This is a genomic window from Alkalibacillus haloalkaliphilus C5, assembly GCF_000269905.1.
GTDB lineage: Bacteria > Bacillota > Bacilli > Bacillales > Alkalibacillaceae > Alkalibacillus > Alkalibacillus haloalkaliphilus_A.
In genome coordinates this window covers 1-12,569 of the sequence record NZ_AKIF01000085.1, presented here as the reverse complement: position 1 = coordinate 12,569, position 12,569 = coordinate 1, and the positions used below count along the sequence as shown (strand labels likewise).

Below are 12,569 nucleotides of genomic sequence, written 5' to 3'. Positions count from 1 at the left end.
AGTGCCCTTAACGGGCACCCAAACATTTGACTTAGAACCGTTTTTTCATTAATAATCAAACCTCTCTGATTAAATCATTATTACTTAAAAGTTAATATAAAACCAACTAAACTCATAGGATTAATTTGACTAATTTGATAAAGAATAATACGATATTGTATGTCGTAAATATAAAGAAAAGCATCGAGAGGGGTAATTAAATTGAAATTTCACTTAAAGGTTTGTGTTTATGTTTTAGCTTTACTTATGTTAGCCGCATGTGCTAATGAAGGTGAACGAAGTCAAGAATTATCAGTAGATTTAGGGTCTTTACCATCGTCATTAGATCCTCATGCTGCAAATGATGGTAATTCACTTTATGTAATGACAAATATATATGATACTTTAGTTCAAATGAATACAGATTTAGAAATTGAGCCAGGGTTAGCTACTGAGTTAGAACCTATAACGGATACTACATGGGAAGCCACTATAAGAGAAGGAGTCACCTTTCATGATGGTGAAGAGTTAAATGCTGAAGTTGTAAAAATGAATTTGGACCGTGTGTTGGACCCAAATGTTGGCTCTCCTTTAAGTTTTCTATTCGATATGATTGAAAAGGTTGAAGTAGTGGATGAGTATATTGTACATATTCATACTAAATATCCGTTCTCAGCATTACCAGCGCATTTGGCACACCCAGGTGGGCATATAATAAGTCCGAGCTCGATTGAACGTGACTATGAAGCAATGGAGGAAGGTGAAGAACCTCTAACACAAGTTAACCAAAACCCAGTAGGAACAGGGTATTTTAAATTTGAAGAAAGAGTTTCAGGTGATTATATAACATTAGAAAAAAATGAAGATTACTGGGGAGAGGAAGCAAAGGTTAGTCGTATTAAGTTTAACGCTGTACCTGAGGAGAGCACACGAATGGCTGAACTTTTATCTGATGAGGCGGATATAATATATCCAGTCAATACAAGTGACGTCAACACAATCGAAGAATCAGATGTGGGATTTGTAGAACAATCCGAAAGTGCTAGTATGTCGTATTTAGGTTTTAATGTAGAGGAAGAACCTTTTGATGATGTTAGAGTTAGAAATGCTATAAACATGGCGATTGACAAAGAAGCCTTAATTGATGGATTAATGGAGGGGATTCCCTTAACAGCAATTGGACCTTTAGCCCCAACTGTCTTTGGTTATAGCGAAGAAGTAGACACGATTGAGCATAACCTTGAAGAGGCGAAGCTTTTATTAGAAGAAGCTGGTTATGAAGATGGTTTTGAAACCGATATATATGTTTATGATCGTACTACCGCGGATACTGCTGTCTATATACAATCCCAATTATCAGAACTAGGGATAGAAGTAAACATAGAACAAATGGAAATTGGAGCATATTTAGATTTAACTGCACAAGGGGAGCATGAAATGTTAATTGGTAGTTGGGGAACAGTAACTTTAGATGCAGATTACGGTTTATACCCAATGTTTCATTCTGAGAATGTTGGTTCACCAGGAAATCGATCTTTTTATAATAATGAAGATGTCGATCGTTTACTAGAAGAAGCAAGACAATCGACAAGTGATGAAGAAAGGTTAGCCTTATACCAAGAAGCGCAACAAATTATTATTGATGAATCGCCAATAGTCCCACTTTATCATTCTGTATTATTAGCAGGTTTGAATAATCACATTGAAGGCTTTTACCAATATCCAAGTAGTTTCCCATTTTTAAGGGATGTTGAAATAGTAGATTAACTTTAATAGAAAAAAGAGGTGCTCAGCGCACCTCTTTTTGTATTGAAGTTTATTCAATTGTACCTAATAGCTCTTCAATTTCATTCATAATTTGACCTGCACCTTCCCAGTCACCTCTTGAAAGCGCATTTTGATAGTCATTGAATAATGTGGATAGTTCATTCAAAGTGTCTTCTGCATCACCAGGAATACCTGGTAATTCTGTTTCAGTATCTTCTTCAACGTCTATATCTTCATCAATGTCTGCATCCTCATCGATATCACCAATTTCATCATCCATATCAATATCATCGTCGACATCAGGCATATTTCCAGGAACACCTGCTTCAATTAGATCAAGAATTCGCTCTAACGATTCTTCGAAAGTTGCTTCCATCACGATGTAATCTCCATAAGCGACAATGACTTGTTTGACTTCTGGTAGAGAAGTAGCATTGGAAGATTCGATATAAATTGGTTCAACATACATCATGGTATCTTCAATCGGGATCGTTAATAAGTTACCTCTAATAACGCTTGATCCACCTTGTGACCATAAATTTAGTTCTTGTGAAATCCTACTATCCTGGTTAATACGGTTTTCAATTTGTTGTGGACCGTAAACATTTCGCTGTTTTGGGAATTCATATACCATTAAATCTCCGTAATTATCTCCATCGTTACGAGCACCAATCCAGGCAATCATATTTTGTCTATTTCTTGGTGTGTAAGGTGTCATTAAGACAAATTCTTCAAAATCACTTCCTGGTAGTTGCATCGTAATATAGTACGGATCCATAGTTATATCGTGTTCAAAGTAACGTTCTGTTGCAAATTCCCATGCATCTTCACGGTTGTAGAACACTTCTAAATTACTCATATGATAAGTTCCATACATATCCGCTTGAATTGTAAATAAATCAACTGGATAACGGAAGTGTGCTTTAACATCTTCTGGAATATCATAAGTGAATAAGTCTGGGAATATGTTCTCGTACGTCTGTAATAACGGGTCATCATCTTCAACGACAAAGAAGTCAACTTCACCTGTATAAGCATCCACCATGACTTTTACTGAATTTCTAATGTAGTTATGCTCTCCGTCATAAGCTTCAGAGTATGGATAGTTTCCTTCTCGTAAGTAAGCATCGATCATCCATGCTAAACTTCCATCTTCTCGGACGAAAATGTATGGATCTTGATCATACGTTAAAAATGGTGCAATTCGTTCAACACGATCCATAATGTTACGAGTGGCTAACAATTGGCTTTCTTCATTCAATTGATCTGACACTAACATTCTAAATGACCCTTCATCTAAAGCGAATAGTATACGATTAACACCACTTAATGATACACCTGAGTCAGCACTAAAACGATATGACATATTTTCATCACCAGTTGGGTAATCAAATTCATCTACTTCAGTATTAACGATCACGTTGTTTGAATGCTCTTCACCGAAATAGATTTGAGGTCGTGTTACTTCAATGTCACCTTCAGGCGGTAAGTCTTGTAAAATGTACTCAGGTTGACCTTGTTCCGTTAATTCATTGACATGACTCATCGTTACACCGTAACCGTGAGTGTAACGTAAATTCTCGTTCACCCAAGTTCGAGCTTGGTCAGGTAAGTCTGAAGTATTTAACTCTCTAGCACCGATAAACACTTGTTGGTACTCTCCATCAATGTGATAACGGTCTATATCGACATCGTTAAATTGATAATAATTTCTAAACGTTTGTAGTTGATTGTACACATCAAGGATTGGTCTTGAATCATTAATTCTGACATTGTCGATTGTCAACTGATTTCGTTCAATCATATCAGCATCTAATGATTGGTTTCCTGGGTGTTGTTCGGTAGAAATATCATCAAGGTCATAAGCTTCTAGCGTGTAATCTAAATTATGTTGTAAATAAGGTTGTTCACGATGGAATTCATTCGGTGAAACAACATAGTTTTGTACGGCAGCTGATACTAATTGACCAGCTAATGCAACAGTTACATATAGCGCGATTGGAATGGCCATCCAAATTAAGTTACCTTTAATTAATGCGACAATTAGCATGATCACCCCAATAATCGCGACACCAGCTAAAATATAAGCTTTAGGAATATTAATGACATCGTCTGTATAACTTAAACCGTGTACAACACTCGTTTGAAATACGTTAACTTGATTCGTTAATAACGTGTTATAAGGATCAAGTAGATGATTAGCAGCTAGAAATACTCCAATTAATGAAATACTAATTCCTAAATGCAGCTGAGCTAAACGACTTTCGCGATACATGTTAAAGACTGAATAAGCTAAGGCGACAATGACTGTCATAAAGATTGTTAAGCCTAACAATAAATTAACGATCAGCTCTAAGAAAGGTAGCAAGAAAATGTAAAACGAGATATCTAAATTAAAATAAGGATCGGTTTGTCCAAAAGTCTCATAGTTTAATGCTTTTAACGTTGGCTCCCACCCAATTCCTTGAACCATAGATGTACCGATCAAACCGAATACAATTGAAATACTAAATACAATAGTATAAGCTGATTTTTTATTTAGTAGTATTTTCGGTATCATAGAATGATTTAAAAAGTGTATATACGATTTGTGAATCCAATACAAAGTTATATAAGCAACAACGAAATATAGCACAAACCCAACACCACCAAGTGCCGCACGACTGAATAGGACTGTTGTAAACACTTGTTCAAATCCAAGTGAACCCATCCAAATATATTCAGTAATCCAGCTTAAGCTTAGTAGACCGATTACAATGATAGGTATGATTATAATCGCTAACCACTTAATAGGTGTAAGGAACTTCTTTAAGTTTTCTTTTTGTTTTCTGTTTAACTTCGCATGGAAGTCTTCCTCTCTCCCCATCGAATCCCCCTCTATAATTATTCCTATAAAATTATATCAAATAAGTGCTTTGGATTATAGTTAAAGACAACTATATTTTCACAATAAATTGCACATAATAAAATTGGTTCAATATAATCAGTTTTATCTATATCAATTTAGGTAAATGTTTTAGTACAATGATACGCACACTATTTTTATTAGGAGCATAAGAAATATGGTTGAAGCCAAAAAGCTGTTAAACGAGTTGGAATATAAACACATATCTCAAACTGTTGATCATATCAATGTGGTTAATATTGTTGATGATTCACGTAAGGTGAAAGAGGGATCACTTTTCGTTGCTGTAAAAGGTTATGCTATTGATGGTCATGAATTTATTGAGGAAGCGATTCACAAAAGGGCGATCGCAGTAGTTGGTGAGGAAGACTTTGATCACCTCTCTGTCCCATATATAAAAGTTGAGAATAGTCGCAAAGCGTTAGGAGAGCTGGCTAAGCAATTCTATGACAATCCATTAAAAGGGAAAACTGTAATAGGCGTTACAGGAACTAATGGTAAAACGACAACAAGTCACTTAATTCATTATTTACTAGAACAAAGTAATATGAATACTTCCCTGATCGGTACAGCAAATTGTATTATAAATTCCAATGTATATGAAAATGCTCAAACAACTCCGAGTGTTTTAGAGTTGTATAAACACTTCTATAATAGTAAAGATGATGTCATCGTAATCGAAGTTTCATCTCATGGTTTGGCACAACACCGTTTAGCGGGTGTGGAGTTTGATTATGCGGTATTTACAAATTTAACGTATGAACATTTAGATTATCATGAAAGTATGGAAGACTATTATCAAGTAAAGAAAAAGTTATTTAACCAACTCAAGTCTCGTGGTCAAGCAGTAGTTAATGTTGATAATGAATGGGGAGCACGGTTGTGCCGAGAATTAAATGCAAATGGTTTAAACTGTACAGGTGTTGGGAAACAGTTAAGTTCAAATGTTGTGATGAAAGACTTAGTGAGCGTTGGTGAACCTAGTGTAACCGTGCATTATAAACATAAGTCTTATCAATTAAATTGGCAGATGCTTGGTATACATAACTTATATAACCTCGCTCTAGCCTATACGACAGTAAATCTCATTGTAAAATCTCCAGTACAGTTAAAAGAAATCGTGTCTAAATTCCCTGGGGTCCCGGTAGATTTGAACAGTCTAAGTTACCGACAGGGTCAAAAGTTGTTGTCGATTATGCACACACACCAGATGCGGTAAAAGAAGTCCTACTAACAATCAATGAAGCTAAACCGAATAAACTAATCCACGTACTTGCTTTTAAAGCGAACCGTGATGAGAGTAAAAGAAAAGATATGGTTAAATATTCATTAGAGCAAAGTGACTTAACGATATTGACTACAGGTGATTTAGATGATTTAACAGAAAATGAAATGAATAAAGAGCTTCACAAGTATCAAACTGAGTTTGGTTCAGATCAAATTAAAGTATTAACTGAGCGGGTTTGTGCAATTAAAGAAGCGGTTTTGGAAGCAGAAGAAGGGGACTGGGTCGTCATTACAGGCCAAGGCCATAAAATTTATCAACAATCCAATGAACTTAATACGAAAACAGACCAAGAAACAATTGATTATTTAAACAAGCTATTATCAGTAGAACAGTCTTATTAGTATTAAATATCTAATAAGGCTGTTTTCTTTTGGGAAACTAACAAAATTTTGAATATTTTTATATTCAGCATTTGAGTATTAATGGTATAATATCCCATGTAAGTGGGGGTGACTGGTATGAGAAAAGTTATAATTTCTGGTCTCGTTTTAGTAATTATAACTACCTTGTTAATCATTATTTTTCAAGGTGGACCTAATTCTGAAGAGGTTGAAGATGCAGATATACATAACGAAGATGAAGGTACAAGTGATGAGGACGAAGAAAGCGAATTAGTCGACTTTGAGTATGACCCATCAGATTTTATGATCAGAGCTTATCGCCCATTGATGAGAAGTGATTCATTCGAGGAAGAGGGGGAAGGCTGTTATGAAATTGATGAAGTTATTGAGCGAGGAAATTGTTTTTTAGAGGTGATTAACGACCATTTAACTTTTGAATTAAACTACGATCAAACACAATTTTATTTTCCAATCCAACAAGAACGTGATGATTGGGAAGATGTTTTTTATTTCGAAGTTGGTGATGAAGGAGACTTGGTCGATATAGAGCTTTTAAATTATGCTGAAGAATATGAGGATGAGTTTGCGGGGCCGCAAGGTGATTTAGAGAGAGGGAAAGAAACGTTAATGGCGTATTGGTATGTATTCTCTTCGGTCATCCCAAATGAATATAGGCCTACTTTAGAACGTGTATACTGGTTAGATGCACAAGAACTCCCGTTATTAGCTATCTATAGACCACCTGATGACTTTGAAATTCTTAGTTTAGTTATTTCACAATATGTCGGAGGTTATGATTCTCCTGTTAAGGTAACATTAATTCATGAATTTGGTCATTACTTAACAGTTAATAGTAGTGAACTAGATTATAGTAATGGACTTTATGAAGATGACCCTTCTTTATGCGAACAATATCTTTCTTACAATGGCTGTGCAAAAGAAGAAAGCTATATTAATCAGTTCGTTAATTTATTCTGGTCAGACCTTCTAGAGGAGCACGAAAGTATCGACTGGAGTGAGGGATCAGATGACTACCGAGATTTCTTCGAGAAGTATGAAAACCATTTTTTTAATACGTATCAAGGGACAGAACCTGAAGAAGATATTGCTGAAAGTTTTACGTTTTTCATATTCTTAGACAGTGATGAAGTTGAAGCAAGAGATCAAATGAAATATGAGAAGGTTGATTTCTTCTATCAGTTCGATGAGCTTGTTGAGTTAAGAACTGAGATTTTAGAGAACTTTTATAACCTATCATTAGAAGATGGGAATAGGTATTAGATTAAACAAACAAAAAACATCCAAACCATCGAATGGTTTGGATGTTTTCGTTGTAAGTCTTATCTTGAGTACCACTCAACGATAAGAGCTTCATTAATTTCTGAAGAAAGCTCAGAACGTTCTGGGTAGCGGTTATAAGTAGCTTCTTTCTTATCCGCATCTAACGTAATATATTCAGGTACGAAGTTATTAACTTCTAGTGCTTCGTTGATGATGTCTAGGTTTTGTGATTTTTCACGAACACCAATTACAGTACCTGGCTTCACACGGTAAGATGGGATGTCTACACGACTACCATCTAAAGTGATGTGACCATGTGTTACAAGCTGACGAGCTTGACGACGAGTACGAGCTAAACCTGAACGGTATACTAGGTTGTCTAAACGAGATTCTAAAATAATCATGAAGTTTTCACCATGTACACCGCGCATTTTTGCTGCATCGTCAAAAATACGACGGAATTGACGTTCAGTTAAACCGAACATATAACGAAGTTTTTGTTTTTCTTGTAACTGAAGGCCATATTCAGTTAATTTTTTACGCTGAGTAGGACCATGTTGGCCTGGAGCGTAAGGGCGCTTTTCTAATTCTTTACCTGTACCTGAAAGAGAAATGCCGTAACGGCGAGATTTCTTCCAAAGAGAGCCTGTGAAACGTGCCACGAGCGTCTCCTCCTTTTTTATTTTATTTGCATAAAATAAAAACAGTATACCGTGTCCCGGACTATGCGCATTTTGCTTTCATGTACCTTCGCTCCAGCAGCAGAGAGTTACGCGATACACCTCATTTCCTAGAGGTACAAAATGCAAACATAGCAAGTCCACCGAGGCTGCCTTTTATTTTACACAAAAGATATTATATGATGTATTAAGTTTATAGTCAAGGATTTAACTATAAAACTAATAATTATATGTGTTTCGTTAATGTTTCAACAAAGTTCTCTAAATACTCTTGATCGACTTCATCAAAGCGATTTTTAATCGGGGCATCGATATCTAGCACCCCAAAAATCTCATCGTCTTTAATAATAGGCACAACAATTTCTGATTGGCTTTGTGCATCACAAGCAATGTGTCCAGGGAATTCATGTACATCAGGCACTAGTTGAGTAGCTCGTTCTGCTGTAGCTGTACCGCAAACGCCTCGCCCATTAGGGATCTTGACACAAGCTGGAAGTCCTTGGAATGGACCTAATACAAGCTCTCCGTTTTCCATCGTGTAAAAGCCAACCCAATTAACATCGTTTAGAAATTGATTTAATAGTGCACTCGCATTAGCTAAATTGGCGGTTACACTATCTTCACCTTCTAACAGAGCGTTTAATTGATTAATAAGTTGGTTGTAATTTTCTTCTCTCGTTCCGTTGTAATGTTGTACTTCAAACATAGAAAAATCTCCTTTATTGTTTAATTTTTAAAAGGTTTTTTGCTAAAATCGTCGAATAATAGGTTATAAGAGGTGATTGCATGTCAGAACTAACTAGTAAAGAAAAAATCATGCAAGCAGCTAGTCAGCTGTTTTATTATAATGGTTTCAAAGGAACATCGACACGTGCTATTACCGAACAAGCTAATGTCAATGTATCTTTGATCAGTTATTACTTTAAAAATAAACAAGGTTTACTGGAACAAATGACTGTTGATTATTATGAAAATTATTTAGCAATGCTTGATCATTTGATAGAACATCAATCAATTGATACACCAGAAAATTTATATCAAGTAATTGAGGAAATTATACATTATAAGGAACGCCATTTTCAATTCACTTGTTTCATTCAACGTGAATTATCTTTGGATAACATATTTATTAGAGAACTATTTTCGACTTATGTTGCAAAAGAAACATATTTTTTAAAGATGATTGCTGAACAAATAACAAAACACTATAATTTTAATGCAATGAAGAAAGAAGCTTTTTACATACAATTTAAAAGCCTGATTAATGCACCATTTACATTCGGAAATGAGTGGAAGAAAGACTATGATTGGGATGATAGTCGTCCTGTTTTTGTGAATACTTACATTGAAGTATTGAAAAAATGGTTTATTTAGTCAAATGTTTGCCGATATACTCTTTAGACATAATTTCTTAAAAATTTACAATTAATTTAGCAAATCGTGTTTTAAACATGATATTATATGGTATATAAGTATATGTTCGGAGTTGATTTGTAAGGGGGGCTTTCGATGGAGTACATCATAGGTATACTAGTAGTTGTTATTGCTTTTATATTAGTTGGCGTTATTATGAGAAGAAAAGTGTACAACAGTGTGGACAAGCTAGAGCAATGGAAAGTCCAACTGATGAGTCGCCAAGTTGCTGATGAATTAGGGAAAGTTAGACATTTAAATCTAACTGGTGAAACAGAAGAACTATTTGAGTCTTGGCGTAATGAATGGGATGAAATAAATGATTATGTATTTACTGAAGTAGAAGAGTTTTTGTTGGATGCTGAAGAAGCAGCTGAAAAATATAAGTTTGGTAAAGCATCCCGTACATTAAGAACAGTAGAACAAAAGTTATATAAAGTAGAACAGACAATTGATGACATATTTGAAGAAGTTGATCGTTTACTTCATTCAGAGCAAGACAGTCGAGAAGAAGCGGAAAAGCTCCACCCTCGTATTAGTGAAGTTCGTAAAAAAGTTCTTCAAAACGGTTATCAACTTGGTAAAGCCGAAGTTGTATTTGAAGTTGAATTAGATGATCTACAAAATGATATGAATCAGTATGAGGAATTGACCAATTCTGGCAATTATACAGAAGCGCAAGAACTTATACATAATGTGAAATCCCGTTTACACGAATTGGATCGTAAAGTTAACGTATTCCCAGATTTATATCGAATGTGTAAGCACACGTTGCCTGAAGAACTAGATCAACTACAAAACGGTGTTAAAGAAATGAAAGATGATGGGTTTAGAGTGCAACACCTTGGGGTGGAAAAAGAAATTCAAACTCATCACGAAACATTACTTGCAATAGTAGAACAGTTAAATAAAGGAATCGATGACGGTGTTGAAAACCAGATCGAACAGATTAGATCGAGAATGGTTGAAATTTATGACCAACTTGAAAAAGAAGCATTTGATAAAAACTTTGTCATGCAAAAGCAGTCGTTACTCGATGATAAAGTAGATAAAGCCAATGAATCTTTTGCAGCAACTAAAGAAAATGTAATGGCTGTAAAGGAGAACTATCACTTAAAAGATGAAAAATATGAAGAACAATATGAGCTTGAAAAAAATCTAGACCAATTAAGCAAGAAGGCAACGAGAATCAAGTCAATGATTACTCATGAAGAACAACCTTTCTCTACAATTAGACTAGACGTAGAAGAATGGCAAAATGATTTTGAAGCATGGGAAGAAAAACAATCTAAATTCGACGCTCACCTTTACAATTTAAGAAAAGACGAGTTGAATTCTAGAGAACAAATTAATGATTTAAAACAAAAAATAATTAACGTCCGTCAAAAATTGCAAAAAAGTAATTTACCTGGAATACCAAATTATATTATTGATTTAGTTAATCAAGCACGTGACCTAATTGAGCAGTCCAATGAAAAAGTGAATGAGCAACCATTAGATGTAGATGAGGTATCTAGAGTGTTAGAGGAAGCAGATAAATGTGTCGCTAGAGCAGTAGAACAAACTAATCTAATTTTGGAGCAAGCTGAATTTGCTGAACACGTCATTCAATATGCAAACCGTTATAGAAGCAGTTATCCTGTATTAGCTGCCAAGATTGCAGAAGCTGAAGACCACTTTAGAAGAAATGATTATGAAGCATCTCTAGAACAGGCTAGCCAAGCATTAGAAGAAGTGGAACCTGGTGCTCTGAAAAAGATTGAGGATCAGTTGAAGTTAACTGCATCATAAATAGGAGTGATGTAGATGGAACGAGTAATTGTCGTGTTAAGTAGTGTCTTATTTTTAGCAACGTGGGCGGTTGTTATTGTGATGTGGGTCGATGTCAACCAACCGACATATACTGCTAAAAATCATCATATTTCCGAGGAAATAACGTTAAGCTATAAAATGAGCGACAAAGCATTGGTGTTAAATGCTAATTTGAATACTCATGAACCGAGTGAGAGTAAAGAGTATGGGGCATTTAATGATACAATAAGGCATGAGTTAGAATTAATAGATGATTCATCTCTAGATCCTTGGAGAGAGTATTTCAATGATGAGGAACAAAATGTTTCAATTGATGATTTACTTCAAATATTTGAAGAAGTTGATGAAGCCGTCTCAGAATCTTAAGAGGTGGCTTCATCTTTTTACACCTACCAATTAATTGAATATTGATCCTTTATTATGGTATGATTACTCGATGGATCACTGACTAAAAGGGGTTTATCGAACCAATGATATATTTAGATAATAGTGCTACTACAAAGCCTCATGAAGATGTTCTAAAGACATTTCATACCGTGTCTTCGAAATATTTTGCAAACCCTTCATCAATTCATCGAATGGGTGGTCAAGTAGAAGACTTGTTAACAAAATCACGTCAACAAATAGCTGATTTATTAGGAATTGGATTACAAGAAGTCGTCTTCACTTCAGGGGGAACGGAAAGTAATAATTTAGCAATAAAAGGCGTAGCAGAGCAATATAATAATCGTGGTAAACACATTATTACGACTCAAATAGAACACCCTTCAGTTTTAGAAACTTGTCGCCACCTTGAGCAAACTGGCTATGAAATCACTTATTTGCCAGTAAACGACAAAGGTGAGGTGTCAGTAGATGATGTTAAAGATGCGATTCGTCCAGACACTATTTTAATTACAATTATGCATGTGAATAACGAAATAGGAAGTGTTCAACCAATAGAGAAACTAGCTGAAATGGTTGAACAATACCCTACTGTGTTATTTCACGTTGACCATGTTCAAGGTTTTGGCAAAATCACAATTCCTTATGATCATAAAGGAATTGATTTAATCACAATTTCAGGTCATAAAATTCATGGACTTAAAGGATCTGCGTGCTTA

At 35.1% G+C, this 12,569-nt stretch carries 11 protein-coding genes; 8 read left to right on the top strand and 3 right to left on the bottom strand.

What is annotated here, in order from left to right; all coding sequences use genetic code 11:
• The first annotated feature begins 201 nt into the window (after positions 1 to 201).
• On the top strand, positions 202 to 1,746 hold the full coding sequence (locus A194_RS0109915; protein ID WP_017186695.1) for an ABC transporter substrate-binding protein: 1,545 nt from the start codon (positions 202 to 204) through the stop codon (positions 1,744 to 1,746).
• A gap of 49 nt (positions 1,747 to 1,795) precedes the next feature.
• Here the strand turns inward: A194_RS0109915 and A194_RS0109910 are convergent, their stop codons facing one another.
• Positions 1,796 to 4,612 carry a UPF0182 family membrane protein gene (locus A194_RS0109910; RefSeq protein WP_017186694.1) on the bottom strand — a complete coding sequence of 939 codons (2,817 nt, stop codon included), beginning with the start codon at positions 4,610 to 4,612 and terminating at the stop codon, positions 1,796 to 1,798.
• Positions 4,613 to 4,808: 196 nt separating this feature from the next.
• Here A194_RS0109910 and A194_RS18115 point away from each other — a divergent pair, with 196 nt between their 5' ends.
• The 3 genes from A194_RS18115 (at position 4,809) to A194_RS0109900 (ending at position 7,561) form a co-directional block, all read left to right on the top strand.
• Positions 4,809 to 5,870, top strand: coding sequence for a Mur ligase family protein (locus A194_RS18115; RefSeq protein ID WP_050980513.1), 1,062 nt, complete (start codon positions 4,809 to 4,811; stop codon positions 5,868 to 5,870).
• Positions 5,780 to 6,280 (top strand): glutamate ligase domain-containing protein, encoded by a 501-nt coding sequence (locus tag A194_RS21375; RefSeq protein WP_083834281.1) that lies wholly within the window; start codon positions 5,780 to 5,782, stop codon positions 6,278 to 6,280. The genes A194_RS18115 and A194_RS21375 overlap by 91 nt, the downstream gene beginning before the upstream one ends.
• 117 nt (positions 6,281 to 6,397) lie before the next feature.
• The gene (locus A194_RS0109900; RefSeq protein ID WP_017186692.1) at positions 6,398 to 7,561 is read left to right on the top strand and encodes a hypothetical protein; all 1,164 of its coding nucleotides are present in this window, start codon (positions 6,398 to 6,400) and stop codon (positions 7,559 to 7,561) included.
• 59 nt (positions 7,562 to 7,620) lie between these two features.
• On the opposite strand, the gene rpsD is transcribed toward A194_RS0109900, so the two are convergent.
• Both rpsD and A194_RS0109890 read right to left on the bottom strand, forming a co-directional pair.
• The gene (gene rpsD / locus A194_RS0109895; RefSeq protein WP_017186691.1) at positions 7,621 to 8,223 is read right to left on the bottom strand and encodes a 30S ribosomal protein S4; all 603 of its coding nucleotides are present in this window, start codon (positions 8,221 to 8,223) and stop codon (positions 7,621 to 7,623) included.
• A gap of 244 nt (positions 8,224 to 8,467) precedes the next feature.
• Positions 8,468 to 8,947: a GAF domain-containing protein gene (locus A194_RS0109890; RefSeq protein WP_017186690.1), complete on the bottom strand. Its 480-nt coding sequence runs from the start codon at positions 8,945 to 8,947 to the stop codon at positions 8,468 to 8,470.
• Between the two features lie 80 nt (positions 8,948 to 9,027).
• Between A194_RS0109890 and refZ the strand changes: the two genes are divergently transcribed.
• The 4 genes from refZ to A194_RS0109870 form a co-directional block, all read left to right on the top strand.
• Entirely contained in the window at positions 9,028 to 9,615 is a 588-nt protein-coding gene (gene refZ / locus A194_RS0109885) for a forespore capture DNA-binding protein RefZ (protein WP_017186689.1), read from the top strand.
• A 135-nt stretch (positions 9,616 to 9,750) separates the two neighbouring features.
• A complete protein-coding gene (ezrA, locus tag A194_RS0109880; RefSeq protein ID WP_017186688.1) occupies positions 9,751 to 11,445 on the top strand; it encodes a septation ring formation regulator EzrA in 1,695 nt (564 codons plus the stop codon).
• 15 nt (positions 11,446 to 11,460) lie between these two features.
• The gene (locus A194_RS0109875) at positions 11,461 to 11,832 is read left to right on the top strand and encodes a hypothetical protein (protein WP_017186687.1); all 372 of its coding nucleotides are present in this window, start codon (positions 11,461 to 11,463) and stop codon (positions 11,830 to 11,832) included.
• Positions 11,833 to 11,936: 104 nt separating this feature from the next.
• Positions 11,937 to 12,569, top strand: a 633-nt coding sequence (locus tag A194_RS0109870; RefSeq protein ID WP_017186686.1) for a cysteine desulfurase family protein, incomplete at its 3' end; no start/stop codon positions are given.